This window comes from Collinsella sp. BM28 (assembly GCF_054551995.1).
On record NZ_JBTOLJ010000001.1, the window covers coordinates 415,880 to 440,978 of the forward strand.

Annotated in this window: 23 protein-coding genes and 2 tRNA genes; 23 read left to right on the forward strand and 2 right to left on the reverse strand. The window is 62.8% G+C overall.

What is annotated here, in order from left to right; genetic code table 11:
- Positions 1-21 precede the first annotated feature (21 nt).
- From argJ to lysS, 15 genes are all read left to right on the forward strand, one after another.
- The gene (gene argJ, locus ACX9NZ_RS01710) at positions 22-1,311 is read left to right on the forward strand and encodes a bifunctional glutamate N-acetyltransferase/amino-acid acetyltransferase ArgJ (RefSeq protein WP_118654329.1); all 1,290 of its coding nucleotides are present in this window, start codon (positions 22-24) and stop codon (positions 1,309-1,311) included.
- Positions 1,312-1,320: 9 nt separating this feature from the next.
- A complete protein-coding gene (argB, locus tag ACX9NZ_RS01715; RefSeq protein WP_118654328.1) occupies positions 1,321-2,319 on the forward strand; it encodes an acetylglutamate kinase in 999 nt (332 codons plus the stop codon).
- Positions 2,320-2,337: 18 nt separating this feature from the next.
- Positions 2,338-3,621: an aminotransferase class III-fold pyridoxal phosphate-dependent enzyme gene (locus ACX9NZ_RS01720; RefSeq protein ID WP_304292527.1), complete on the forward strand. Its 1,284-nt coding sequence runs from the start codon at positions 2,338-2,340 to the stop codon at positions 3,619-3,621.
- Positions 3,622-3,644: 23 nt separating this feature from the next.
- Positions 3,645-3,720 (forward strand) — tRNA-Val (locus ACX9NZ_RS01725).
- 274 nt (positions 3,721-3,994) lie between these two features.
- Positions 3,995-4,918 carry an HAD family hydrolase gene (locus ACX9NZ_RS01730; protein WP_407496776.1) on the forward strand — a complete coding sequence of 308 codons (924 nt, stop codon included), beginning with the start codon at positions 3,995-3,997 and terminating at the stop codon, positions 4,916-4,918.
- A 92-nt stretch (positions 4,919-5,010) separates the two neighbouring features.
- Positions 5,011-5,889 (forward strand): glutamate racemase, encoded by an 879-nt coding sequence (murI, locus tag ACX9NZ_RS01735; RefSeq protein ID WP_294122419.1) that lies wholly within the window; start codon positions 5,011-5,013, stop codon positions 5,887-5,889.
- Between the two features lie 172 nt (positions 5,890-6,061).
- Complete coding sequence (gene rph / locus ACX9NZ_RS01740; protein WP_118654324.1) at positions 6,062-6,796, forward strand: ribonuclease PH; 735 nt, start codon at positions 6,062-6,064, stop codon at positions 6,794-6,796.
- Positions 6,797-6,890: 94 nt separating this feature from the next.
- Positions 6,891-7,556: an RdgB/HAM1 family non-canonical purine NTP pyrophosphatase gene (gene rdgB, locus ACX9NZ_RS01745; protein WP_118654323.1), complete on the forward strand. Its 666-nt coding sequence runs from the start codon at positions 6,891-6,893 to the stop codon at positions 7,554-7,556.
- 1 nt (position 7,557) lies between these two features.
- Entirely contained in the window at positions 7,558-8,004 is a 447-nt protein-coding gene (gene dtd / locus ACX9NZ_RS01750; RefSeq protein WP_118654322.1) for a D-aminoacyl-tRNA deacylase, read from the forward strand.
- 258 nt (positions 8,005-8,262) lie between these two features.
- The gene (locus ACX9NZ_RS01755; protein ID WP_118654321.1) at positions 8,263-8,559 is read left to right on the forward strand and encodes a Veg family protein; all 297 of its coding nucleotides are present in this window, start codon (positions 8,263-8,265) and stop codon (positions 8,557-8,559) included.
- Entirely contained in the window at positions 8,560-9,543 is a 984-nt protein-coding gene (gene ispE, locus ACX9NZ_RS01760) for a 4-(cytidine 5'-diphospho)-2-C-methyl-D-erythritol kinase (protein WP_407496772.1), read from the forward strand.
- Between the two features lie 36 nt (positions 9,544-9,579).
- Positions 9,580-9,656: transfer RNA gene (locus ACX9NZ_RS01765), tRNA-Pro, on the forward strand.
- Positions 9,657-9,913: 257 nt separating this feature from the next.
- Positions 9,914-10,165 (forward strand): Sec-independent protein translocase subunit TatA/TatB, encoded by a 252-nt coding sequence (locus tag ACX9NZ_RS01770; protein WP_118654320.1) that lies wholly within the window; start codon positions 9,914-9,916, stop codon positions 10,163-10,165.
- Positions 10,166-10,262: 97 nt separating this feature from the next.
- Positions 10,263-10,733: a transcription elongation factor GreA gene (gene greA, locus ACX9NZ_RS01775; protein ID WP_118654319.1), complete on the forward strand. Its 471-nt coding sequence runs from the start codon at positions 10,263-10,265 to the stop codon at positions 10,731-10,733.
- A 175-nt stretch (positions 10,734-10,908) separates the two neighbouring features.
- On the forward strand, positions 10,909-12,894 hold the full coding sequence (lysS, locus tag ACX9NZ_RS01780) for a lysine--tRNA ligase (protein ID WP_407496770.1): 1,986 nt from the start codon (positions 10,909-10,911) through the stop codon (positions 12,892-12,894).
- 256 nt (positions 12,895-13,150) lie between these two features.
- Here lysS and ACX9NZ_RS01785 read toward each other — a convergent pair whose 3' ends face one another.
- Together ACX9NZ_RS01785 and ACX9NZ_RS01790 are read right to left on the reverse strand one after the other, a co-directional pair.
- Positions 13,151-13,627 (reverse strand): PIN domain-containing protein, encoded by a 477-nt coding sequence (locus tag ACX9NZ_RS01785; RefSeq protein WP_407496768.1) that lies wholly within the window; start codon positions 13,625-13,627, stop codon positions 13,151-13,153.
- Positions 13,597-13,977, reverse strand: a complete 381-nt coding sequence (locus ACX9NZ_RS01790) for a hypothetical protein (protein WP_118654316.1) — start codon at positions 13,975-13,977, stop codon at positions 13,597-13,599. The genes ACX9NZ_RS01785 and ACX9NZ_RS01790 overlap by 31 nt, the downstream gene beginning before the upstream one ends.
- Positions 13,978-14,156: 179 nt before the next feature.
- Here ACX9NZ_RS01790 and ACX9NZ_RS01795 point away from each other — a divergent pair, with 179 nt between their 5' ends.
- The 8 genes from ACX9NZ_RS01795 (at position 14,157) to ispF (ending at position 24,967) form a co-directional block, all read left to right on the forward strand.
- Entirely contained in the window at positions 14,157-16,094 is a 1,938-nt protein-coding gene (locus tag ACX9NZ_RS01795; protein WP_118654315.1) for an ATP-binding cassette domain-containing protein, read from the forward strand.
- Positions 16,091-16,507 carry a PadR family transcriptional regulator gene (locus ACX9NZ_RS01800; RefSeq protein ID WP_118654314.1) on the forward strand — a complete coding sequence of 139 codons (417 nt, stop codon included), beginning with the start codon at positions 16,091-16,093 and terminating at the stop codon, positions 16,505-16,507. The genes ACX9NZ_RS01795 and ACX9NZ_RS01800 overlap by 4 nt, the downstream gene beginning before the upstream one ends.
- Positions 16,500-17,345, forward strand: coding sequence for a hypothetical protein (locus tag ACX9NZ_RS01805; RefSeq protein ID WP_118654313.1), 846 nt, complete (start codon positions 16,500-16,502; stop codon positions 17,343-17,345). The genes ACX9NZ_RS01800 and ACX9NZ_RS01805 overlap by 8 nt, the downstream gene beginning before the upstream one ends.
- 290 nt (positions 17,346-17,635) lie before the next feature.
- Positions 17,636-19,093, forward strand: coding sequence for an aminoacyl-histidine dipeptidase (locus ACX9NZ_RS01810; protein WP_118654312.1), 1,458 nt, complete (start codon positions 17,636-17,638; stop codon positions 19,091-19,093).
- A 314-nt stretch (positions 19,094-19,407) separates the two neighbouring features.
- Positions 19,408-22,038, forward strand: a complete 2,631-nt coding sequence (locus ACX9NZ_RS01815; RefSeq protein WP_304292490.1) for an ATP-dependent Clp protease ATP-binding subunit — start codon at positions 19,408-19,410, stop codon at positions 22,036-22,038.
- 154 nt (positions 22,039-22,192) lie between these two features.
- Positions 22,193-23,257, forward strand: coding sequence for a DNA integrity scanning diadenylate cyclase DisA (gene disA, locus ACX9NZ_RS01820; RefSeq protein ID WP_118654310.1), 1,065 nt, complete (start codon positions 22,193-22,195; stop codon positions 23,255-23,257).
- Positions 23,258-23,314: 57 nt separating this feature from the next.
- On the forward strand, positions 23,315-24,184 hold the full coding sequence (locus tag ACX9NZ_RS01825) for an IspD/TarI family cytidylyltransferase (protein ID WP_407496763.1): 870 nt from the start codon (positions 23,315-23,317) through the stop codon (positions 24,182-24,184).
- Between the two features lie 294 nt (positions 24,185-24,478).
- Positions 24,479-24,967 carry a 2-C-methyl-D-erythritol 2,4-cyclodiphosphate synthase gene (gene ispF / locus ACX9NZ_RS01830; RefSeq protein ID WP_118654308.1) on the forward strand — a complete coding sequence of 163 codons (489 nt, stop codon included), beginning with the start codon at positions 24,479-24,481 and terminating at the stop codon, positions 24,965-24,967.
- Positions 24,968-25,099: the final 132 nt, after the last annotated feature.

Below are 25,099 nucleotides of genomic sequence, written 5' to 3' on the forward strand. Positions count from 1 at the left end.
ACGAGTCCTAAGGGATGCATTATGAACACGACCTTCAACACGACCTCGACATCTTCCGCCGTATCGTTGCGCCCCATCGCTCGGGGCGGCGTGACGAGTGCGCAGGGCTTCACCGCCGCCGGCGTCCATGCCGGTTTTCGAAAGAACCCGGGCCGCGCCGACCTCGCGCTCGTGGTCGCCGACCGCCCCGTTGCCGCAGCCGGCGTCTTTACCACCAACCGGTTCTGCGCAGCCCCCGTGCAGGTGAGCCGCGAGCAGCTCGGCGGAATCGAGCACGGATATGGCACGATGCGCGCTGTGGTCATCAACTCCGGTAACGCCAACGCTGCGACGGGGGAGCCCGGTCTCGCCATCGCACGGGAGACCTGTGGCGTCGTCGCGGATGCCCTAGGTTGCAAGGCAGGTGAGGTGCTTGTCGCCTCGACGGGGGTCATCGGTGTCCCCCTCGATATCGAGCCCTTCGAGCAAGGGGTCCCGCAAGCGGCGGCGGCGCTTTCGCGCGAGGGCGCCCATGATGCGGCCCGCGCGATCATGACGACTGATACGCATGCCAAGGAGTACGCGGTTGCGTACGAGAGCACGGCGCCGGGTTTTGAGGGCTGCGCGTTCACTGTGGGCGGTATGTGCAAGGGCTCGGGCATGATCATGCCGAACATGGCGACCATGATCGCCGTCATCACCACCGACGCCCCCGTTCAGCCCGCCGCCCTGCACGAGATCTTGCTCTCGCAGGTGCGTGTGACATTCAACAAGGTGACCGTCGATTCGGACAGCTCCACCAACGACACGTGTGTGATATTCGCCTCGGGTGACGCGGCACCGGGCGTTGCGCTCATCGAGCAGGGGACGCCGGCCTACGCCGAGCTGTGCCAAGCGGTCCATGCCGTGTGCGAGAACCTTGCCCGTGCAATCGCCGCGGACGGCGAGGGTGCCTCGAAGCTCGTGACCGTGAACGTTCACGGTGCCGCTACCAAAGCCGATGCCGATACCGCCGCCCGTTCCGTTGCCAATTCGCCGCTGGTCAAGACTGCGATCGCCGGTCACGATTGCAACTGGGGGCGCATTGCGGCGGCCCTTGGCAAATGCGGGGTGCCGTTCGATCAGAGCCGGGTCGACATCGACATCATGGGGATGCCCGTGTGTCGTGCCGGCCTCACCGTGCCCTTCGATGAGGCCGAGGCCCTGCGACGATTCGAGGAGCCCGAGATCGTCATCGAGGCCAACCTGGGCGCGGGCACGTGCTCCACGACGGTGTGGACCTGCGACCTCACGCACGAATACGTGTCCATCAACGCCGATTACCGTTCCTAGGAGCAAGTCATGAAATACGCACGCGACAGCAGGACCTCGCTTTCAAGCGAGGAGACCGCGCAGCTGCTCTTCGAGGCGCTGCCTTGGATGAAGAACCTGACGGGCAAGACGGTCGTCATCAAGTACGGCGGCGCCGCGATGGTGGACGAGCGCCTGCGTGCCGATGTGATGAGCGACATCGTGCTGCTCAAGATCATGGGGATGAAGCCGGTCATCGTCCACGGCGGTGGTAAGGATATCAACGCCGCGCTCAAGCGGCACGAGATCCCCGTGGAGTTCCGCGGCGGCCAGCGCGTTACGAGCAATGAGGCGATGGAGCTCGTGCGCGAGGTGCTCGTGGGAAAGGTAAACGGACAGCTCGTGTCGGCGGTCAACCAGCACGGCAATCTTGCCGTGGGCGTGTCGGGCTCCGATGCGGGAACGATTGTGGCCGAGCAGCTCGCGCCCGAGTTGGGCCGTGTGGGGCGCATTGTCCGCATCAACGGCGGCTACCTTAACAACCTGGTCGAGAACGACTACATTCCCGTCGTCGCGACCGTGGGCGTTGGCGAGGACGGCGGTTTTTACAACATCAACGCCGATGTCGCCGCAGGGCACATAGCCGCTGCGCTTGGCGCCCACAAGGTGATCTTCCTCACGGACGTCGACGGCCTGTACGAGGACTTTTCCGATAAGTCCTCCCTCATATCGAACCTCACGGTCGACGAGACGCGCGCCATGTTGAAGGACGGTGCGATCGACGCGGGCATGATCCCCAAGCTCGAGAGCTGCATCGCCGCCCTCGCCGGCGGCGTGCTGCGCGCCCACATCATCAACGGGACCATGCCGCATTCGCTGCTGCTGGAGCTGCTCACCGACGCGGGCATCGGCACGGTGATTCACGCGTCCCGCAATGCCTACGAATACGACCGCCATCCCGATCCGTCGGCGTATGACGCCGAGGCCTGCGCGCCGTCTTCGCCAGCACCGCTTGACGCGTTTTCCGCGCGCTTGACCGAGAACAGCTAAACGAGAAAGGGGAGGCGTATGTCGCTTGCGGCTCAACAGACGCTCGAGTCTTCATATGTAATGCACACCTTCGGCAGGTCGGAGGTAGAGTTCGTCGGCGGTCACGGCATGACGCTCGTCGACGACGCGGGACGCGAGTACCTTGATTTTCTCGCGGGAATCGGCGTGTGCTGCCTGGGTCATGGGCACCCGGCGGTTTCGCGTGCCGTGCGGGAGCAGGCGGATCGGCTGGCGCACGTGTCGAACTACTTCTATATCGAGCATCGAGGCGAGGTGGCGGCGCTCATCTCCAAGCTTGCCAACGGCGATGTGGAGGGTGCGCGGGCATTGGCTCATGCCATGGATGCAGGTGATGAGGAGGCGGTGCGCGCCGCGTCTGCCCCGGCGGAGGGCGAGCAGGTGTGGAAGACATTCTTTGCGAACTCGGGTGCGGAGGCAAATGAGGGTTCGATGAAGCTCGCTCGCCTGTACGCCAAGCGTGTCGGCAACGGCGGTAACACGATCGTGTGCCTGCGCGGCGGTTTTCACGGGCGCACGCTCGAGACCATCGCGGCGACCATGCAAGATTGGCTGCAGGAAAGCTTCCGGCCGTTGCCGGGCGGCTTTGCGGCGTGCACGCCGAACGACGTTGATGAGCTGAGGGCCATCTTCGATGCCCTGGGCGATGAGATCTGCGCCGTCATGCTCGAACCCATCCAGGGGGAGAGCGGCGTGCATCCGCTCACGCGTGAGTTCATGGAGGCAGCGCGCGACGTGGCGCATGAGCATGGAGCGCTGCTCATTGCCGATGAGGTCCAGACGGGCATCTTCCGCTCCGGCAAACCGTTTGCGTTCCAGGTTCTCGGGGTAGAGCCTGACATCATGAGCCTGGCAAAGGGTATCGCCGGCGGCGTTCCGGCGGGGGCGTGTGTGGCCAAGAAGGAGATTGCCGACGTGTTCCGTCCCGGCGACCACGGGTCGACGTTCGGCGGGAGCTGCTTGGCAGTTGCGGCGGCGGCAGCCGTGCTTTGCGAACTCACGCTCGGCGCATATGACGACCGCGCCGCCGAGGTGGGAGCCTATTTTGCGGAGCGTCTTGGCAGCTTGGATGCGGTTCGCGAGGTGCGTGGCATCGGCCTCATGGTGGGCTGCGATATCGCCGAGGATGTGGGAGATGCCCATGATGTGGTGGCGGCGATGCTCGCGGAGGGCTTCGTGATCAACGCTACGGGCCCGCATACGCTGCGGTTCCTACCCCCGCTCATCTGCGGTACTGCGGATATCGACCGGCTCATTTCCGCTCTCACTCGCGTTTTGGCCTAGTTGCCGCTATACTGTTCACCCACGGGCGATTGGCGCAACGGTTAGCGCAGGTGCTTTACACGCACAAGGCTGGGGGTTCGAATCCCTCATCGCCCACCATAGAACGTCAACGCGGGGGTCACGGCGCCCCCGCGTTTTCGTTTGAATTGCGTGGATTCGAACCCCGTTCGGGGTGCGGAGCTGAGGAAACGGCGCGAGCCGTTTTCCAGCGCAGCCCGCAAGGCGCGCGAGCGCCGCGGCGGGAGGAGGGCGGCGCCAGCCGCCCGGCGAATCCCTCATCGCCCACCCATGTTTTTGAACGCGGGGGCAGAGAGTGCCCTCGCATTTTTGTTTATGATGGTGAGGACGAACCTGCATCGCGAGAAAGGCTGCCATGAGCGACTTCGACCTCTCGAACTATCCCGTCCTGCCGTGCGAACCCACGGGTGGGCTGCACGACAAGCTCGCCCGCGTGAAATACGTCTTCACCGACCTCGACGCCACTATGCTGGCGCCTGGCTCCTGCGCCCTCTCGGACAACGACGGCAACCCGTCAACCACACTCGTCGAGGCCATCGTCGCCCTCAAGCGCGCCGGTATCGAGATCATCCCGTGTTCCGGCCGTGCCCGCGTGATGATGCACGAGGACTCCCGCATCCTCGGTTTCAACTCTTACATCGGCGAGATGGGCGGCCTGCTCATGCTCGACTTGAAGGCGAACCGGTGGGAGTACTTTACCGGCGACATGCCCTACGACCCCGATTGCGGCCTCACACCGCATCAGGTCATCGAGCGGGCAGGCGTGTGCCAGGGCATCATCGATCGCTGGCCGGGGCGCATCGAGTACCACAACGACATGGCCAACGGCATCAAGTACCGCGAGGTCACCGTCGGCATGCGCGGCGAGGTGCCGGACGATCAGGCACAGGCGATGATCGACGTCGCCGGGCTCGGTCTCGTGTGGGGCAACAACGGCTATCTCACCCACGTGTCCAAGCCCACCACCCTCGACCTCGGCGAGGACGGTTCCGGTCGCGCCTTCAACATCATGCCCGCCGGCCTCAACAAGGGCCGCGGCATCGAGCGCTTTTGCGAGCTGTGCGGCATCGACCGCTCCGAGACCCTCGCCATCGGCGATTCCGAGTCCGACTTCCTCGCCGCCCCCTACGTGGGGACCTTCGTGTGCGTGGAAAATGCGCTCAAGGACCCGGCTGCGCCCGCGCTCATCGAGGAGAACGACAACGTCTACATCACGCGCGGCAAAGTCGTCGAGGGTTGGATCGCGATGGCGAACGCCCTGCTGGCGGCTAAGGCGTAGAAAGACCACGCGGGATTGCCCCGTATCGCGCAGGCGAAATATCACACGGTGCCGCTCCGCACGGTGGGCACGGCAAGAGGGGAGAGCGTTTGATGCTCGATAGCGAACGACCGATCGGTGTATTCGATTCCGGTTTGGGTGGGCTCACGGTGGCACGTTGCATCGCCGAGGCGCTGCCGCATGAATCGATCTATTACGTGGGTGACACCAAGCGCTGCCCGTATGGCGTGCGTTCCGAGGAGGAGGTCCGCTCGTTCGTCCTCCAGGCGGGGCGCTGGCTGGCCGAGCGCGACATCAAGATCATGGTGATCGCCTGCAACACCGCGACGGCGGCGGGTCTGCGCATCGCACAGCAGATCCTGCCCGTACCCGTGATCGGCGTGATCGCGCCCGGAGCGCGCGCCGCCATCAATTCGACCCGCACCCGCAAGGTCGGCGTGCTCGCCACGCCGCTCACCGTGCGTACCGGTGCCTATACGCGCGCCATTCAGGACTTGGACGCGGGCGTCGACGTGTATGGCTGCCCCGCTCCCAGCTTCGTCGAGATGGTCGAGCGTGAGCTTGCCACCGGGGCCCACCTGCAGGAGCGCTGGCTCCAAGACGGCGACATCTTCGACACGCCGGAGAACCGCGTGGAAGTGGAGCGCACGTTGGCGCCGATTGTCGATGGCGGGGCCAAGGTGGATACCGTGGTCTTGGGCTGCACGCATTTCCCGCTGCTTGCAGGACCCATTCGTCATGCGCTCGGCCCGGGCGTGCGCGTTGTGTCCTCTGCGGAGGAGACCACGCGTGAGCTCGAGGACATCTTGCGTCGCCGCGACCAGCTGGCGCCGGAGCCCGTCCGTCCCGAGCATCGCTTTGCCACCACGTCCGACAACATTGCCGAGTTTGCCGCGGCCGGCAGCTTCATCTTCGGTCAACCGCTCAAGAGCATCGAGCATATCGCACTCGACGAGCTTCGCGGGCTGTAGGGACCGCTGCGGGGACCGCCCCGTGGGCAAGACCGAGGCGGGCCGCGAACGTTGAGTGCCGTTCGCCCGTCAGCCTGAAGTCGGCTGCCCGCGTTTGGTGAGACCCCAACCCATATACGACTCACAGGTACGTGTCGCGCCATGCGCGCTCAGATCGAAAGGAACGAAATCCATGGACCGCATGCTCATCGACCGCTCATACGGCCGCGCAGCAAACGAGATGCGCCCCGTCAATCTCACCCGCGACGTCATGAAGAACGCACTGGGCTCCTGCCTGGTTGAATTCGGCGATACGAAGGTGCTATGCGCCGCCACGATCGAGGAGGGCGTGCCCGGCTGGCGCAAGGCGAGCCGCCAGGGTTGGGTCACTGCGGAGTACGCCATGCTTCCCGCGTCCACCAATCGTCGTACTCGTCGCGAGACGAATAGCCGCAAGGGCCGCTCCATGGAGATCGAGCGCCTGATCGGCCGCAGCCTGCGCACCGTGGTGAACATGAAGGCCCTCGGGGAGTGCACCGTCACCGTGGACTGCGACGTTATTCAGGCCGATGGCGGTACGCGCACGGCCAGCGTCACCGGCGCCTGGGTCGCGCTCCACGACGCGCTCATGGCCTGGGTGGAGGCGGGGAAGATCTCCCGTCTACCCCTCACCGGCCAGGTCGCCGCCGTTTCCATGGGCCTCGTGGACGGCTGCGAGCTGCTCGACCTCGATTATTCCGAGGACAGCCATGCCGAGATCGACATGAACCTCGTCGCCACGGATTCCGGTCAGATCATCGAGATCCAGGGCACCGGAGAGCAGACGCCTTTCGACCGCGCGCGCCTCAACCGGCTGATCGACCTCGGGGAGCTCGGCATACGGGAGCTCATCGACCTGCAGAACGACGTGACGGCCTTCCGCGACTGAGGAATGCGGGGCGCCCAGGTTCCCACTCGACCCATCAGACGCCCGTCCGGGCGCACGTAAATCGACAGAGCACATGAGAGGACAGGAGGCGCACATGGCGCTGGATAAGATCGACATCGATACCCTCGACTCCGAGCGCACCATCGTGGTGGCGACGGGCAACGCCCACAAGCTCACGGAGATCGAGGCGATTCTGGGCGCGGTCCTGCCCGAGGTCCGCTTCGTCGCCCTGGGACAACTCGGGGACTTCGAGGACCCGGAGGAGAACGGGACGACCTTCGTGGAGAACGCCATCATCAAGGCCGAGGCCGCCGTCGCGGCGACGGGGCTCGCCGCTATCGCCGACGACTCCGGCCTCGTGGTCGATGCGCTCGACGGAGAACCTGGCGTCTATTCCGCCCGCTATGCCGGCGTTCACGGTGACGATGCCGCGAACAATGCCAAGCTCCTGAGGAATCTCGGTGATACGCCGGATGTGGAGCGCACCGCACGGTTCATGAGCGTCATCGCCCTCATCGAGCCCTCGGGTGCCGTCCTCACCGGCACGGGAGCCTGCGAGGGTACTATCGGCCATGAGGGCCGCGGTGACCACGGCTTCGGCTACGACCCGCTGTTCCTGCCGGACGACACGCCCGGCAAGACCATGGCCGAGCTCATGCCAGAGGAGAAGAACGCCATCAGCCATAGGTTCCACGCGTTGCAGGACCTCTCGCGCCAGCTCGTCGGCTCGGCGGGCGACGCCGCGGCGGAGGGCCGCTGACGTGCGCGCCGTCGTCCAGCGCGTGTCTCATGCCCGTGTGAGCATTGGCGGCGAGCTCGTGGGGTCCATACGCCGCGGGTACCTCATCTTGCTCGGCGTTGGTCATGCCGACACGCGTGAGACTGCCGAGAAGCTCTGGGGCAAGATCTTTGCCCTGCGCATCAACGATGACGCGGAAGGCAAGACCAACCTCGCCCTCGACGATGTAGCGGGCGAGGTTCTCGTCGTGTCGCAGTTCACGCTGTTCGCCAACTGCAAAAAGGGCCGCCGCCCGTCCTTCACCGAGGCCGCGCCCCCGGCGCAAGCAACGGAGCTCTACGAGTACTTCGTCAGTCTCGCCCGAGCCGATGTGCCGCACGTCGCGACAGGCCGCTTTGGAGCCAACATGCAGGTGGAACTCGTCAACGACGGCCCCTTCACCATCGTCCTCGACACCGACGAGCTGTAACTCGCAAGACGAATCGACACCCACCCCGGCACACCGATTGCCGGGATTGCCTATGCCCACCGGGAGATTGCCTATGGAAAACATCCTTTTCGCAAGTCCAAAGGGACGAACGTCATAGGCAATCTCCCCCGTGCCATAGGCAATGTTGTGCCCATGGCCGGCGTGACCTTGAGGGACACGCCGTCTCCCTGCTATACTTCCAGCGTTTGTATATTTTGGGTGCAATCTGTACTTTTGCGCCCCAACGGAGGCTATGGCATGGAAGAGCTGGAAGTTAACCACGTCGCGGAGATTCAGGATGCGCTTGCTGGAATGGTCGGCGACCGTGTGAAGGTTAAGGCCAACATGGGCCGAACCCGCGTTATCGAGCGCATGGGCGTCATCAAGGGCGTGCACCCTGCCGTGTTCATCATCGAGGTCGACGAGCGTCGTGGTCGCAAGTCCCGCCAGTCGTATCAGTACGTCGACGTGCTCACGGGTACGGTCGAGCTGTTCGACCCCGAGAGCGGCGAGCACATCTTCACCCCGCTTGGCACGCAGCTCGAGGAGCACTAGATGTCGGCGACCGGTCAAATGACGGGCACTGTGCCCAACCCGGCGTTCGACCCGTATCGCGCAACCGCTCGTGCGCAGGGCACCATAGCCCCGCAGGGCCGGTCCATGCTTATCACCGCGCCCGCCAAGATCAATCTGTACTTGGGGGTTCATGAGGGCACTGGCGAAGACGGCTACCACCGTGTCGATACGGTCATGACGACGCTCGACCTCACGGACACCTTGGCCATCGCGCCGTCCGATCGCCTCATGGTCAAGACGGTGCCCGAGGCCGATTTTCCGCAGGAGAGCAACACCGCCTACAAGGCCGCAGTCGCGATGGGCAAGGCGTTCGATCGCGAACCGAACTTCGCCATCCTCATTGACAAGCATATTCCCATCCGCGCAGGACTCGGTGGTCCGTCCACCGACGCCGCTGCGACTATCATGGGTATCTGCCGCTATTGGGGTGTTGACCCGCGTGATGAACGCATCGATGCCGTGGCTCGTTCCATCGGCGCCGATGTGCCGTTCTTCCTCTACGGGCCACCCGCCCACCTGGATGGACGCGGAGATCGCATGAGCGAGTTGTTCCGCCCGCTCACCGGCACTCCTGTGGCTCTGGTCAAACCCATGACGGGTGGCGTGTCCACGGTCGAGGCATACCGCCGATTCGACGAGGCCCCCGTTGCGGCCAGCCCGCTCGAGCCCATGCTCGAGGCGATGCGGTCCCACGACGAACAGGCCATCTTCGAGCATGTCTCGAACAACCTTGCACCGATCGCGCGCGAACTGTGCCCCCAGATCGGCGAGATCGTGGACTGGATGCGCGAGCAACCCGACGTCCGCGCGGTCGATGTCTGCGGTTCCGGCGCGACCGTCTTTGCCGTGTGCAACACGCAGATGGCGGCCGAAAAGATTGGCATCGCGGCCATGAAGGAGCATGGTTGGTGGGCGCAAGCTGCGAAGATGGAAAAAACTGGACCAATTATCGCTGTGGGCTAGATTTTCATCCGAGGCTTTGATACTATAGCGAAGCTTCGGGTTGTGGCTCAGCTTGGTAGAGCACCGCGTTCGGGACGCGGGGGTCGCTGGTTCAAATCCAGTCAACCCGACCATCGATTTTTACAGGGTCGCCTTCGGGCGGCCCTGTTGCGTAAGGGGCTCTGCGAATGCTGGCATATGGCAAGAAGCGTGCAAGGCCCCATAGATTGTCTAGAAGCCGTTTACCGAGTCCTTACGAAGGGCCTCGATCGCCCGTGTAAAATAGGCGGATGTTGTGCAGAGCCATGGCGGCGGGTTATACTCATTCGAGCTGTAACGCGCACGGTGTTTCGCCGTTCACGCCAAACGGAAAGTTTCTGGGAGGAAATGTATGTTCCCTAAAGGTTTTGAGTGGGTTGTCATCCTGATCGTCGCCCTGCTGATCTTCGGTCCCAAGAACCTGCCTAAACTCGGCAAGTCCCTGGGCAAGACCGTCAAGAACATCCGTGAGGGCATGTCTGGCGAGGAGTCCACCACCGAGGACGCCGAAGTCGTCGAGGAGGACGACGAGGTCGCCCAGCTCGAGGCTCAGCTCGCCGAGGCCAAGGCCAAGAAGGAAGCCGCTGCCAAGGACGCCGAGTAACCCGCTCGCAAAAGGGTTGATCGCGGCCGGTTGACCCGCTTTGGGTTCACCGGTCGCTTTGCTGTTATTCTGCACAATAAGAAGAGGAGTTCGACGCATGGATGCAAGCCAGATCGTACTGACCGCCGAAGGCCGCAAGAAGCTCGAAGAGGAGCTCGCCTATCTCGAGGGTGAGAAGGCCAAGGAGATCGTCGAGCACATCAAAGAGGCCCGTGCGTTCGGCGACCTTTCCGAGAATGCCGAGTACGATGCGGCCAAGGAAGACCAGGCCCGCAACGCCGCCCGTATCGCCGAGATTCGCGCCACACTCGCCAACGCTCAGGACGCCGTCGCCGGCTCCAATGCGATCGTCTCCATTGGCAGCATCGTGACGCTGATTGACGGCGACGGCGAGGTCTCCGACTTCACCATCGTCGGTACCACCGAGACCAACGTGCTTGAGCACAAGATTTCCAACGAGTCTCCGGTCGGCCGTGCCATCATCGGTCATGCCGAGGGCGAGAGCGTTGAGGTCGTGCTTGCATCTGGCAAGAAGCGCGTTTTCACCATCGCCAAGATCACGCGCTAGGGTTCGCGCTCCGTATTTCCGGTAGAACCCTAGCGCTCGTTCCGCTCCCTGGCGCCTCATGGCGCTGGGGGGCGGTTTTCGTTTACGTTGCTTATGGCGGGGACGATGTCCGCGTCTCCCGTTGACCATCACTGTCCGACGGACCCGATTCCGTCGTATGAGAGGAGCTGTTCGCATGGCCGAGAACCTCGTTGCCACCGAGGCCGTCAACACGCTGAATGACGAGCGAGCCCGCCGTCTCGCCGACCGCGCCGCCCTGTACGCCGCCGGCAAGAACCCCTATCCCGAGCACTCCAGCGTGACCGACCACGCGGCCGATTTGCTCGAGCGCTACGAGGGGCTTGCCAATGAGGAGTTTGCTCCCGAGGTCGTCACCATTGGCGGCCGCGTGGTCGCCAAGCGCGGCCAGGGCAAGATCATGTTCATCGTCGTGCGCGACCCCTCCGCCGATATCCAGCTTTTCTGCCGCGTGAACGATGTGGAGGAGGAGTCCTGGGAGGTGCTGAAGGAGCTCGACCTCGGCGATATCGTCCAGGCGACCGGCCAGGTGACCCGCACCAAGCGCGGCGAGCTCTCCGTCGCCCCGCGCACGGCGCAGCTGCTCTCCAAGGCCGTGCGTCCGCTGCCCGAGAAGTTCCACGGTCTCTCCGACAAGGAAACCAGGTATCGCCAGCGTTATGTCGACCTCATCGTGAACGAGGGTGTGCGCGAGACCTTCCGCAAGCGCTCTGCCATCGTCTCCGCGTTCCGTCGCTACATGGAGGACAACGGCTACATGGAGGTCGAGACCCCCATCCTGCAGTCCATCCAAGGCGGCGCCACCGCCAAGCCGTTCATCACGCACTTCAACGCGCTCAACCAGGAGAACTACCTGCGTATTGCCACCGAGCTGCACCTCAAGCGCCTGCTCGTGGGCGGCTACGAGCGCGTGTTCGAGATCGGCCGCATCTTCCGCAACGAGGGCATGGACCTCACCCACAACCCTGAGTTCACCACCATGGAGGCCTACCGCGCCTACTCCGATCTCGAGGGCATGAAGGAGCTCGCCGAGGGCGTCATCAAGGCCGCCGCGCGCGCCATCGGCCTCGAGGGCATGATCGACTACCAGGGCCAGGCCATCGATTTGTTCTCCCCGTGGCCGTCTCGCCCCATGACCGACGTCGTGTCCGAGGTCCTCGGCCGCGAGGTCACCATCGACACTCCCGTCGAGGAGCTCCGTGCCGCCTGCGACGAACACGACATCGAGTACAAGCCCGAGTGGACCGCCGGTAAGCTCATCGCCGAGCTCTTCGACGAGCTGGGCGAGGCCATCCTCATCAACCCGACCTTCGTCGTGGATTACCCGGTCGAGGTGTCCCCGCTGGCCAAGCGCCACGAGGACGACCCGCGTCTCACGCACCGCTTCGAGCTGTTCATCGCCGCGCACGAGTACGCCAACGCGTTCTCCGAGCTCAACGACCCGGTCGATCAGGCCGAGCGCTTCGCCGCGCAGATGGAGGAGAAGGCCGGAGGCGACGATGAGGCCATGGAGTACGACGAGGATTACGTGCGCGCCCTCGAGCACGGTATGCCCCCGGCGGGCGGCATCGGCATCGGCATCGACCGCGTGGTCATGCTGCTTACCAACTCCACGTCCATCCGCGACGTCCTGCTGTTCCCGCACATGAAGCCCGAGAAGGGCTCCAAGTCCGGCGCCGCTGCCGCCAAGGCCGCCCAGATGGCCGAGGCCGCGGGCGCCGCGAGTCCGTTCCTCACACCCATGAAGCCCACGGTCGACTACTCCAAGGTGGTCGTCGAGCCGCTGTTCGAGGACTTCGTCGACTTCGACACCTTCGCCAAGAGCGACTTCCGCGCCGTGAAGGTCAAGGACTGCGTCGCCGTGCCCAAGTCCAAGAAGCTGCTGAACTTCACCCTGGACGACGGTACCGGCACCGACCGCACTATCCTGTCCGGCATCCACGACTACTACGAGCCGGAGGACCTGATCGGCAAGACGCTCATCGCCATCACCAACCTGCCCCCGCGCAAGATGATGGGCATCCCGAGCTGCGGCATGATCATCTCCGCTGTCCATGCCGAGGCAGAGGGCGACGAGACCCCCGAGCGCCTCAACGTGCTGATCGTGGATGACAGCATCCCCGCCGGCGCCAAGCTGTACTAGGCTTTCCCAGGCACCCGATCTTGCCGTTCAAGCGGGGGCGCGCCACCCTAAGGTGTACGCGCCCCCGCTTTCGCGTCAATATCGGGCACTTGGAAAACCCTAGCTTCGCACGGGGCACCCCGCCTTCGGGTTCAATCGTCGGGCGCCGCACGCAAGGTGTGCGCCCTCCTCTTTCGCACGAAATGGTGCAGTTGGGGACGTACCCCAACTGCACCATTTTGTGAAAGGCCGTTCGAGCTGCTCGAGCGGCCTTTCGCTATGAAATGAGCTCCAGTGCTCGGTCGGGGGTGATGCATGCCTCGGGGAAGCGTTGCAGCAGCGGGGCATCGCGCGTGACGATGTAATCCGCTTGCGCGGATTCGCCCGATGCGAGAACCAGATTGTCCTCCAGGTCTCCGAACTTATCTCGCAGAGACCGCGCCATGGTGCATTCAAAAAGACCGAGGGGCGTTGGCGTGGCGAGCTCAAGGATGCGCTCGACGCATGCCCATGCGACGGGTTCGTATGATGGGCCCGCTTTGCCCTCACGCATATCCTGCTGTCGAAATCGCCTCGGCAGGATGTAGAACACGTCCTTTAGGGTGGTGGGGCAAACGAGCAGGGTCGTCTCGCTCAAGATGGCGGCCTCGAGCAAGCGCTCTGATGCGCCTGCGTTGACTTCGCTTCGCATGAAGTAGTCGATCCACACGTTGGTGTCGATTATCAGGCTGAGGTTTTTGCCGGATACACGCATCGGGCCTCCATCTCGCCGATCATGTCGTCGTACATCTCGTCGCGCAGCTGATGCCAGGTCTTTTCCCCTAACAGGTCGCCGGTGGGACCCGTGTAGCCGTGTTGTCGTGCGGCCCTGATTGCCAAGCCGGCGCCGTCATGGATGAGAGATAGCTTCCTTTGTCGGTCTGCGTCTATATCGCATGCCTCGGCCTCCTTCATAAACGGGGGCACATCCTGGTGGTCACATAGATATGTCCAAAGCGCCCGAACGGCCTGGCTGGGGCTATAGCCGCACTGGCTCAAGACCGCGTCGCCTCCGACTTTTATCGAGCGTGCTAGGCGTGTGTTCATTTGCATTGTCGCTTCCATGGCTCCTCCTGACGCTATACGTATAGCATAAGTGTATCAGGTAACGGACCATACGCTTCGCCGTCTGCCGAGCGGTGAACGGTTTCGCGCCCGCCATAAGCTACTTAGCGTTACTATGTAGCTACTACCTAGTAAGGCAAAGTAGCTTTGCGGAAGAGCGGCTCAAGGCGGTGGTGCACATGTTGCGTTACATGCAGGCATTGGTAAAAGTCATGGTGAAGAATCCTGTTTTGTGGTTGGTTATCCTGGTGTGCCAACTCATGTTGGCGGCTCCGTTTATCAAAGGCGACGACACGATGGGCTACTTCCTGGGAGCGGAGCAGCTCGATACCGCGTTGCGAGAGAGGCGCAAGAGCATTGAGGAAGGTGCGTACGACTCCGCTCCGCCCGAGTTCCGCGAGCAGATGAAAGAGGAACTGAGCCTCATGACGCGGGCGAGCCTGACCGATGATCCGGCGGAGTACGCCCGTCTACGCGCCCAACTTCTCGCGAGTGACCTCGAATCATTCAGGGCGGGCAATCTGATCGGCCCCACCGAGAAGAGTCTCGAGTCGGAATACCAGTTCTTCACCCTGCTCTCCCAGCAAGAAGACTCGCGCATATTCGAAACGTACCGCGAGGCTCCTGCGTTGTTCTATTTCGCTGCGGCATACAGCTCGCTTCCCCTGCTCATGTGGGTGTTGCCTTCGGTTGTGCTGGCGGTACTGCTCAACCGCTCGGTGAGTGGCAGATGCCTGCTCGCTCAAGCTCCCTTGGGGTGCTTTACCGCGATGGCGGGTCAGATCCTTGTGCTCTCGGTGCTCTCGGTAGGCGCAATCATCCTTATCGCCCTTCCCTCGTTCATTATCCCCATGCTCGTCAATGGTTTCGGCGAGGCGAGTTATCCAGTAGTGAATGTGTTGGGCGAGGCCCAGACAGCGGTGCGCGAATGGTCGGTGGGAGAAATTGTTCCCCGTGCCCTACTAATGCTGCTTCTAGCGGCCATGTTTTCCACGCTTCTCACTCATGCGATAGCCCGTGTCGTGCCGAGGCGAATCTTGTTTGTCGCCCCTGTGACGGTTTGCTTGCTCCTGGCTTGGCCGATGGTCGAGGCGTATATGGCGATGGGGTCGCTCCCCGGCGTCGAAAGCGTGAATAATGAATCTGCCATGCTCGAGGTAATCGCGCCATACAATCCGCTTTCATATTTGAACGACTTTATGGACGTGGCGGGTCGTGCGAACTATTGGCCCAATCAGGTTCAGCTGAACGACGAGCGCCTTACGCTTGGATTGGCGGCTGTCGTACTGTTGGGGTGGGCGTTCGTGGCCCTTGCAATTGCCTTTGGCGCTGTCGCTGTGCGAGGCCGGGCGCTTGCTCGCAAGGATGCCCACCGCCCCGCTTCGTCCGGTAGCGGCATGGTCGTCCAGGGAGTCTTGTTATCATACGGAACCCATGTGGTGATTGACAACGCCTCATGCGAGCTGCCCCCGGGCACGATCACGGGACTCATAGCGCCGAATGGCAAGGGCAAGACGACGTTGCTCGAGGCCATGGTGGCGTTGAGCGGGACGCGACGTGCGGGAAGCGTGCATGCCAACGGCATTGCATCGGCGCAAGCGGCGTTTCGCAGGCTGGTGCTGTACGTTCCCTGCGATGCAGGACTGCTGTACCCCAACCTTTCGGCGGCGGACCATATCAAGCTCGCCGCAGCACTGTGGCCCGATAAGGTGGACACGCGCAAGCTCATCGAGCTGTGCGGTCTTACGGGTTATCTCAACAAGCCCGTCCGCGCGTATTCCTCGGGCATGAAGCAGCAGTTGGCGCTTGCGGTGGCGTACTGTACGGGTGTTCGTTATCTGGTGCTTGACGAGCCCATGAACGCATTGGACCCTGGTAACGTGGCGCTCAATACGTACATCATGAAGCGCTTGGCGTTGCAGGGAATGAGCATCTTACTCTCATCGCATATTCTGTCCAACCTCGACGAACTCTGCGATACCATGCTGGCCATCAAAGACGGCTCGCTCATTCGTGCTGCACTCGATGCGGAGAGCGGGGGCGCGCGAGAGGTGTACGAGCGGTTGTTTGGAATGCCTCGCACATACGGGAGCGAAGGGAAGGATGGCACTCCATGACCTCATCGCAGATGTTGAAAGGCGTGCTCGAGGGGTGCGTGCTGGCGCTTGTCGGGCGAGGGGAGACCTACGGGTACGAGCTTGTGGGCACACTTGCATCGTGCGGGCTTTCGGGTATTGCCGAGGGCACTCTGTACCCGCTGCTCATGCGCCTGGAAAAGAAGGGCTTCATCTCCTCGACGTACCGCGAGTCCGAGATGGGCCCGCGTCGCAAGTACTACCGCATCACGCCCGAGGGCGCGGCGGAGATCGACGCGTTCGCCGAGGAGTTCGCGAAGCTGTCCGACGTGGTGGAGAGCGTACTGGGGGAGGAGCCCGGCAGCGCAGCTGGGAAAGCGCTCGGCAGCGTGTCCAGGCCAACATTCGAAATGAGCGAGAGTATCGAGGAGAAGGCGGGGAAGACCCATGCGTGAGACCATCATCACCCTGCGTGTGCGCAATGCAAAGCTCGAGTGCGCCTTGGCATCCAAGTCGGCGCAAAACGCGATTCGGCGCATCCGGACCGAGCTCACCCGCCGTGGCCTCACCACGGCTCAACGCGAGGGCATCTTGCACGACAATCTGCTCATGCTGGCGGAGTGCGAGTCCTCGGGCGGCGATCCAGTCGAAATGCTGCTGGGCACCGCCAGCGTGTCGTCCTTCGATGCGGCGATCAACGCGTTTTGTGACGGCGTCGCGCCCGAGTGTCCGCGGCTGCCTACGGCGCTCGTCGTCGTGAGGTTTTTCGCCCTGATGCTCGTAGCGCTTGCCGTGGTGCTCGCCGCGCACTTGGCGTACCGGGTTGGCAGCAAACCCCCGGGAGGCTGGCTGCCCTGGTACATGGTGAATCTGCGGACCTTCGACATGCTTATGTTCAACATGGAGGTCGTCCTGGTGGCGACAGTCTTTCTTATCGTGCAAATCGTCTCAGCACGTGCTCGCCGTAATCCATGGCCGCATGCGTTGCCTGCAGTTGCGGCACCTTTACTGCATGCATTGCTCATGTGGTATACGTCAGTAGTCGGCGTCATCACGCTGCCCGGAGGTGTCATCATCTTCAATCCTCTCGTATTGGATTCCATCGCTCCGATTGTCCAGGCGCAGGCTTCGATGCGAGCGATGTTACCGGGGGAATTTGGCTCAATTGTGTATACGAGTGACCAGCCGTGGATGAACGTCAACTACCTCATTTTATTTGCAGCGATTGCAATCGTGCTTGTCTTGAGCGCACTCGTTGTATACCTCATCGAGTCGCGCAATCCACGTACGTAGTCCGTTCATCGTGGCACATGCACGCCAAAGCGCGCTAAAGGGGCACGTCCCCCTTTGGCGCGCGGTCGTCCCATGCGGCTGTCGGAACATTGATACCGTCGATTTCTCACAGAAAACGGCCTAAAACTGTGAGGAATCAGGGGTTTCAACGTACGCGAGGAGATTCCGCTGCCGCCGTCTAGCGACATCACGGAAGCGTCTGCGGGCGCGTGCTGGTTTGGCGCGTTGATCTTTGGGAATATACAAAACCGTATGTGAAGTATTCACTGACGTTGTTCCAAGGAGGCACCATGGACTACAAGATCACCGGTTACGAACCAGCCAAGCTATTCCATTACTTCGAGGAGATCAGCGCTATCCCGCGCGGCTCCGGCAATGAGAAGGGCATCAGCGATTACCTGGTGGCGTTCGCCAAAGACCGCGACCTATGGGTGTACCAGGACGACGTATATAACGTGATTATCAAGAAGCCCGCCTCCGCAGGCGCCGAGGACAAACCCGCCGTAATGCTGCAGGGCCACATCGATATGGTGTGCGACAAGCTCGGGTCCGTCGAGCACGATTTCGAGAAGGACGGCATCGACCTGGTTGTCAAAGACGGCATCCTTACTGCTAACGGCACCACGCTCGGTGCCGACAACGGTATCGCCGTCGCCCTCATGCTCACCGTGCTCGATGATGATGCGCTTGCCCATCCGGCACTTGAGTGCGTCTTTACCACCGATGAGGAGTCCGGCCTCGTGGGCGCCGAGACCCTCGACAAGTCCCAGATCGACGCTCGCATCATGATCAACCTCGACTCCGAGGAGGAGGGCGTTGCCACCGTGAGCTGCGCCGGCGGCGTCGTGGTCACCTACACCCGTCCCATCACGCGCGAGCACAAGTCCGGCAGCACCCTCACGCTCGAGATCTCCGGCCTGTTGGGCGGTCACTCCGGTGCTGATATCCACCTTGAGCGCGGCAACGGCAACCTCATCATGGCCCGCATCGTCGAGCGCCTCATGGCTGCCGGCGAACCCGCCCTCGTGAGCTTCAACGGCGGTACCAAGGACAACGCCATCAACCGCGAATGCAAGGCGGTCCTTGTCTACAAAGATCACGCCGCCGCCGAGGCGGGCGCCGAACTTGCCCGGAGCATCGCCGATGCCGTCTCCGCGGAGCTCGAGGTCTACGACCCCGGCTTCTCCTGCGCCCTCGCCATCGCCGACGACGCCGAGGTCGAGGCCATCAACGAGGACACGGCGCTCGCCTTCGTGCGCACCCTTCGCCTCGCGCCCAACGGCGTGATGCGCCGCAACCTCGCGGCGGGCGGTGCCGTGGACGTTTCTTCCAACATCGGCGTGGTCGCCACTTCCGACGACGAGGCCACGATTCTGCTGTCCCCGCGTTCCTCCATCACTTCCCTGCAGGAGGAGTTCAAGGACCGCCTGCAGACGCTCGCCGACGTTCTGGGCTTCGACGCCAAGTTCGAGTACGAGTATCCGGGCTGGAGCTATGCCGAGCACTCGCCCGTGCGCGACGTTTTCCTCGAGAGCTACCGCACGTTGTTCGGCACCGAGCTGCGCATCGAGTCCATCCATGCCGGCCTTGAGTGCGGTCTGTTCGCCGAGGCCCTCGACGGGCTGGACGCCATTGCCGTGGGCCCAACCCTCAAGGACGTCCACACGCCCGACGAGAGCATGGAGCTCGCCTCCTCCGAGCGCTTCTACACGTTGCTCGTCGACGTGCTCAAGCGCCTCGCCGCGTAGCGCGGATTTTCAGTTGGGGACGTATTCCAGTTGCAACAGAAGAGGACGTCCCTACCAACTTCATCATCGCGCCTCCGGTAAGCCCACGGGCTACCGGAGGCGTTGATTCGTTTGGCGTCATGTTGCGCGGCTTCAAAAGGAACGGTGCTCGCGCAAATGGGCTCGCCCCCCGTTGATCTTGAGGTTTCGTTACGAAGCGCGTTGCGTCCGTGTGTGTCACTTCAACGATTGAGCTGCTATCGGGTATGATGGTGAACCTTAAAGGGTACAGACCAAAACTAATACGTCTGAGATAGCACGTAAGAGGTACACGCATGTTGGATCGATTCACCGACCGCGCACGCAAGGTCATGTCACTTGCGAAAGAGGAGGCCAAGTCCCTCAAGACCACCAAGGTCGGCACCGAGCACCTGCTGCTCGCGCTCGCCAAGGAGCAAGAGGGCATTGCCGCCGAGGCCCTGCGCGACCTCGAGATCACGTACGATGACGTCCTGGAGCAGCTTAAGGAAATCCGCAGTTCGAAGGCGGATGAGCAGGAGACCGAGGATGCCAAGCTCGCGTTCACGCCGCTTGTGATCTCGGTTATGGAAAAGAGCTTCCGCCTGGCGCGCGAGAACAACCAGACCTATGTTTCCACGGAGCACCTGCTGCTCGCCATTGTGAGCGAGGGCGACGGCGTCGCGATGGACATCTTGCGCCGTTTGGGCGTTTCCGCCGCGAGTGTGCGCACCGCTGTGGAAAAGCTCACGTCAAACGACCAAGGCAAACAGCGCCCCCTTGCGGGCGCCGGTTCCGGTCGCCCGGGCGCGGGGCTGCCGTTTTTTGGCGGAGGAGCGCAGGGGCAGGCGGGCGGCAAGACCGAAAGCACGCTCAAGCAGTTCGGGACCAACCTCACCGAGGAAGCGCGCGCCGGCAAGCTCGATCCGGTCATCGGGCGCGAAAAGGAGATCTCCCGCATGATGGAGATCTTGTCCCGCCGAACCAAAAACAACCCGCTCATTCTGGGTGATCCGGGCGTGGGCAAGACCGCGATCGTCGAGGGGCTGGCACAGGAGATCGCGGCGGGCAACGTGCCCGAGAACCTTATGAACCAGAACGTCTGGACGCTCGACCTGCCCGGGCTCGTCGCCGGCGCCAAGTATCGCGGTGAGTTCGAGGAGCGCCTTAAGAACGTGATCGCCGAGGCAACCGAGGCGGACGACATCATCCTGTTCATCGATGAGATGCACACGCTCATCGGCGCGGGTTCGGCGGAGGGCTCCATCGACGCAAGCTCCATGCTCAAGCCTGTGCTCGCCCGCGGCGCCTTCCAGATCATCGGTGCTACCACGGCCGAGGAGTTCCGCAAGTACCTCGCCAAGGATCCTGCTTTCGAGCGCCGTTTCCAGGCGATTGATGTGGATGAGCCGAGCGTCGAGGACACGGTGGCGATTCTCGCCAAACTCGCCCCCAAATACGAAGAGCATCATCATGTTCGGTACACGACCGCGGCGCTCGAGGCGGCCGCGAGCCTGTCTAACCGCTACGTCCAAGACCGCTTCCTGCCCGATAAGGCGATTGACCTCATGGACGAGGCCGGCGCCCGCGCGCGCATTGCCCGCAACAAGGCCCCCGAGGCGGTTCGCGAGGCGGAGGCGCGCGTTGCCGAGCTCAGGGCGGGCATGGATGAGGCGACCGCTGCCGACGACATGAACAAGGCCGCAGAGCTCAAGGAGCGAATGCAGGCTGCTGAGATTGCCCTGGGCGAGGCCCGCGCCGCTTGGACTGCGGAGCTCGACGCGAGCCCCATCGTCATCGATGTGCCGCAGATCGCCGACATCGTGTCCGTGACTTCGGGCGTTCCCGTCTCGTCGCTCACCGAGGACGAGAGTCGTCGCCTGCTTGCGTGCGAGAGCGCCCTCAAGACGCGCATCATCGGCCAGGACGAGGCCGTTGCCGCCGTCGCAAAGGCCATTCGCCGCAGTCGCAGCCCGCTCAAGGACCCCCGCCGCCCGGGCGGCTCGTTCATCTTCCTCGGCCCCACGGGCACGGGCAAGACCGAGCTCGCCAAGACGCTCGCCGAATATCTGTTCGGCAGCAAGGATGCACTCATCAGCTTCGATATGTCCGAGTTCGGCAGCCAGTACGAGGTCTCCAAGCTCATCGGTTCGCCTCCCGGCTATGTGGGCCACGAGGAGGGCGGCCAACTCACCAAGGCAGTCCGCCGCAGCCCGTACTCGGTCGTCCTGTTCGACGAGATCGAGAAGGCGCACCCGGACATCTTCAACATACTGCTGCAGGTGCTCGATGAGGGACGCCTCACCGATAGCCAGGGCAAGACGGTGGACTTCCGCAATACGGTCGTCATCATGACGAGCAACGTCGGCGCACGCGAGATCGCGCAGGACGCGAGCGTGGGCTTTGGCACCACGGGCGAGGCCGGTCTCACCGCCAACGAGATCAAGAGCCGGGCGATGGGCGAGCTCAAGCGTTTGTTCCGGCCTGAGTTCATCAATCGCGTGGACGACATCGTGGTATTCCAAAAGCTGCAGGGCGAGAGCCTGACGCGCATCGCCGAGCTGCTCGTTGCCGACCTGCGCGAACGTCTGATTGCCAACGGCATGAACATCGTGCTCACCGACGAGGCGCTCGACAAGATCGTGCGCGAGGGTACCGATCTGTCCAACGGGGCCCGTCCGCTGCGCCGCGCCATCCAGCGGCTGATTGAGGATCCGCTCTCCGAGGAGCTGCTGGCGGGGGAGTGGAATGCCGGTGACACGGTGCTCTGCGATGTGGCGGATGGCAAGTTCGTGTTCAGCCATACGACGGGCGAGATCCCCGCACCCCGTGCGGTTGGCGCGTTGGGTGCCGGTTTTGGACCTTCCGCTCCGCGTCGCGCCACGAGTGCTCCGCGCAAGACCAATAGCGCCGGTGGCCTCACCAGCGTCGGTGCGGGCGCGCAGTAAACGCAAGGATGCGATTTGGACCCGTGTGCCAAAGGGGTGTTCCCCAAAGGCGCACGGGTCCAGTTTTTCGCGCTGAGTAGCTTTTCTGCAAATCCTTCGGACACTGCGCGATTCATGCGACAATGGGACAAGCGTGTAATCGAGGAGGTTCGTCGTGGAACAGAAGAGCACAGAAGATCGCATGAAGGAGGCCGTACGCCTCACTGCGCCCGGTCAGCCGCTGCGCACCGCGCTCGACATGATCATCGCGGGTCACATCGGCGCCCTTATCTGCGTGGGCGACACTGAGGCCGTCCTCGCCGCCGGCAACGATGGGTTCCCGCTCAACATCTCCTTCACGAGCAACCGCCTGTTCGAGCTTTCCAAGATGGACGGTGCCATCGTCATCGACGGTGGGCTCAACAAGATCCTGCGCGCCAACTTTCACCTCAATCCCGATCCGTCGCTCGCCACGAGTGAGACGGGCATGCGTCATCGTACCGCCGCACGCATGAGCGTGCTCACCAACGCTACGGTCATCTCGGTCTCCGAGCGCCGCGGCGTGGTGAATGTGTACGTTGACGGCCGCTCCTACCAGATTCAGCCCGTCACCGAGATCATGAGCTCGGTCAATCAGCTCGTGTCCACGCTCCAGACCACGCGCTCCTCGCTCGACCGTGCGCTGCTCCGCTTGACCGCCCTCGAGTTGGACGACTACGTCACCCTCGCTGACATCACGAGCATCTTCTCCAGCTTCGAGATCATGGAGCAAGCGAAGGTCGAGCTCCAAAGCTGCATCACCAAGCTCGGCAACCAGGGCAAGCTCGTGCAGATGCAGCTCGAGCAGCTCGCCGGCGCAAGCATGGAGACCGAATACAACCTGATGATCCGCGACTACGCCGCCGATGCTTCCGAGGAGAACAGCGAGCGGATCCGCGTGATGTTCTCCGACATGTCGGCCCAGGACCTTACGAGCCCCAGCAAAGTCGCCGCCGCTCTGGGGTACGAGGACCTCGACGAGGATTCCGTTATGTCGCCGCTGGGGCTGCGTACGCTTTCTCGTGTCTCGGTTGTTCGCGATGGCGTTGCGGAGCGGATCGTGGACGAGTACGGCTCGCTGCAGGACCTCATGGACGACATCAAGAAGGACCCCGATCGCCTGGGAAGTTTTGGCGTGAACAACCCTGCCATTCTCGCGGACTCGCTCGCGCGCATGCATGGCGGAAAGCGCGAACCGTAACACGATACCTTGGACGAGGCGGCGCGGCTTTGCGCCGCTTTGCATGTAGGGGGATGCATGGATACAAATACGCGCGCCCGCGGCTGCGCCATCATCGTCGCCGGCGGGTCCGGCACGCGGTTTGGAAACCCGGGCGGCAAGCTGTTGATTGATGTGGCGGGAAAGCCACTGATCACCTGGACGCTCGAGGCGTTCGATGCCGCAAGCCGGGTCGAGCGCATCGTCGTGGTATGCCCACCCGAGAAGACGGATGAGATGAATCGGGCGGCCGTCGCGCCGTTCGGATTCGCGACGCCCATCGCATTCGCGCCCTCTGGCGCTGAGCGGCAAGACTCCACGCGTAACGGTTTGGACTCTGTTCCCACAGACTGCGATATCGTTTTGGTGCACGATGCCGCCCGCCCGTTGATCCTCCCGGAGACGATCGATGCGGCGATCGACGCGCTGGTATCCGCCGATCAGGCCCCAGCATTCGGCGACCCGGGTGGGAACGTTTCTGGCAAACGCGAGCTTGGAGCAGACTGCGCACTCCATGGTGATGCGCCCAGTCCGACTCGGTGCGAGGACGCATCGATTAGCTCCGTATCTGCCTCCGATGACCTTCATGCACTCGATGGCGTCGTGTGCGGCCAGCCCGCGGTCGATACCCTCAAGGTCATCGATGCAGGAGGGTGTTTTGTCGAAACTCCTTCTCGCGCTCAATTCTGGACGGTCCAGACCCCGCAGGTGTTCTGGGCCGATTCCCTGCGCCGCGCGTATGAGTGGGCCGATCGCACGGGCTTTGTGGGCACTGATGATTCGTCCTTGGTCGAGGGCATGGGCGGCCGTGTGCGCGGCTTCAAGGCTCCTCGCGACAACCTCAAGGTGACGCTGCCCGAGGACCTTGCCCCAGTGGAGGCCGCCCTGCACGCCCGGCTTCAAGGCTGACCATCGTGATGCAGGTGCTTCCTTAGCGTTGAGTGCCGCATTCGGGAACGCATCTTGAGGTTTTTCGTACTGGATTTCGATTCCTTCGAGTAGAGCTTCTGTTTCCAAGACAAAAGCGCAGCTCGGCGTTGCTTGAAAACGCGGTCTATTCGGGCTTTTCCGAAAACGATACGAAAAAGCTCGAGAAGATGTCCGAGAAGGTACCCAGTGGCCAGTCAATTCCGCGCTATGGGGCGAAAAGAGCGTTGCAGGGTATATGCTTAGCCCGTGCACACAGTTGGAACAGGGGGTCGCATGGCATCGAATCTGCGCATTGGGCATGGATATGATGTGCATCGGTTGGTTGAGGGCCGCCGCTGCATTATCGGCGGTGTGGATATCCCGCACAGCAAGGGGCTGCTCGGGCACAGCGATGCCGACGTGCTTGCCCACGCCCTGTCTGACGCTATCTTGGGAGCCTGCCGTGGAGGGGATATCGGTAAGCTATTCCCCGATACCGACCCGGCGTATGAGGGCGCGGACTCTTTGACGCTACTTTCCAAGGTGATGGAGTATGCGCGGCAGCTCGGATATGAGCTCGTAGATGCCGACTGCACCATCGCCTGCCAAGAACCCAAAATCGGCCCGCACCGCGAGGCTATGCGCGAGAACCTCGCTCGCGCCATCGGCTGTTCGGTAGAGAACATCGGCGTCAAGGCCACCACCACCGAAAAGCTCGGCTGGGAAGGCAAAGGCGAAGGCATCGGTGCCTGGTCCGTCTGCCTGCTGGAGCGATGTATCTAAAATGATTGCCCTTGGGCGATTCGCCATCTTGCTTTGCATCCTGAGCGGACCTATGCCCGGCGGAGCGGAACTCCCCGCTTCTGCAAGGTCACCCGCTCGTATAGACTGTCACGTATACGGTTCCAAGGTCGC

What these genes read in the sequence shown, in the direction of transcription:
- argJ (WP_118654329.1), top strand. Translation starts at nt 22, where the DNA reads ATGAACACGACCTTCAACACGACCTCGACATCTTCCGCCGTATCGTTG.
- ACX9NZ_RS01730 (WP_407496776.1), top strand. Translation starts at nt 3,995, where the DNA reads ATGAGCGACTTCGACCTCTCGAACTATCCCGTCCTGCCGTGCGAACCC.
- ACX9NZ_RS01825 (WP_407496763.1), top strand. Translation starts at nt 23,315, where the DNA reads ATGGATACAAATACGCGCGCCCGCGGCTGCGCCATCATCGTCGCCGGC.
- ACX9NZ_RS01770 (WP_118654320.1), top strand. Translation starts at nt 9,914, where the DNA reads ATGTTCCCTAAAGGTTTTGAGTGGGTTGTCATCCTGATCGTCGCCCTG.
- ispF (WP_118654308.1), top strand. Translation starts at nt 24,479, where the DNA reads ATGGCATCGAATCTGCGCATTGGGCATGGATATGATGTGCATCGGTTG.
- ACX9NZ_RS01805 (WP_118654313.1), top strand. Translation starts at nt 16,500, where the DNA reads ATGCGTGAGACCATCATCACCCTGCGTGTGCGCAATGCAAAGCTCGAG.
- rph (WP_118654324.1), top strand. Translation starts at nt 6,062, where the DNA reads ATGGACCGCATGCTCATCGACCGCTCATACGGCCGCGCAGCAAACGAG.
- ACX9NZ_RS01785 (WP_407496768.1), bottom strand. Translation starts at nt 13,627, where the DNA reads ATGCGTGTATCCGGCAAAAACCTCAGCCTGATAATCGACACCAACGTG.
- ACX9NZ_RS01800 (WP_118654314.1), top strand. Translation starts at nt 16,091, where the DNA reads ATGACCTCATCGCAGATGTTGAAAGGCGTGCTCGAGGGGTGCGTGCTG.
- rdgB (WP_118654323.1), top strand. Translation starts at nt 6,891, where the DNA reads ATGGCGCTGGATAAGATCGACATCGATACCCTCGACTCCGAGCGCACC.
- ACX9NZ_RS01810 (WP_118654312.1), top strand. Translation starts at nt 17,636, where the DNA reads ATGGACTACAAGATCACCGGTTACGAACCAGCCAAGCTATTCCATTAC.
- ACX9NZ_RS01755 (WP_118654321.1), top strand. Translation starts at nt 8,263, where the DNA reads ATGGAAGAGCTGGAAGTTAACCACGTCGCGGAGATTCAGGATGCGCTT.
- murI (WP_294122419.1), top strand. Translation starts at nt 5,011, where the DNA reads ATGCTCGATAGCGAACGACCGATCGGTGTATTCGATTCCGGTTTGGGT.
- greA (WP_118654319.1), top strand. Translation starts at nt 10,263, where the DNA reads ATGGATGCAAGCCAGATCGTACTGACCGCCGAAGGCCGCAAGAAGCTC.
- ACX9NZ_RS01720 (WP_304292527.1), top strand. Translation starts at nt 2,338, where the DNA reads ATGTCGCTTGCGGCTCAACAGACGCTCGAGTCTTCATATGTAATGCAC.
- ACX9NZ_RS01815 (WP_304292490.1), top strand. Translation starts at nt 19,408, where the DNA reads ATGTTGGATCGATTCACCGACCGCGCACGCAAGGTCATGTCACTTGCG.
- ACX9NZ_RS01790 (WP_118654316.1), bottom strand. Translation starts at nt 13,977, where the DNA reads ATGGAAGCGACAATGCAAATGAACACACGCCTAGCACGCTCGATAAAA.
- ispE (WP_407496772.1), top strand. Translation starts at nt 8,560, where the DNA reads ATGTCGGCGACCGGTCAAATGACGGGCACTGTGCCCAACCCGGCGTTC.
- lysS (WP_407496770.1), top strand. Translation starts at nt 10,909, where the DNA reads ATGGCCGAGAACCTCGTTGCCACCGAGGCCGTCAACACGCTGAATGAC.
- ACX9NZ_RS01795 (WP_118654315.1), top strand. Translation starts at nt 14,157, where the DNA reads ATGTTGCGTTACATGCAGGCATTGGTAAAAGTCATGGTGAAGAATCCT.
- argB (WP_118654328.1), top strand. Translation starts at nt 1,321, where the DNA reads ATGAAATACGCACGCGACAGCAGGACCTCGCTTTCAAGCGAGGAGACC.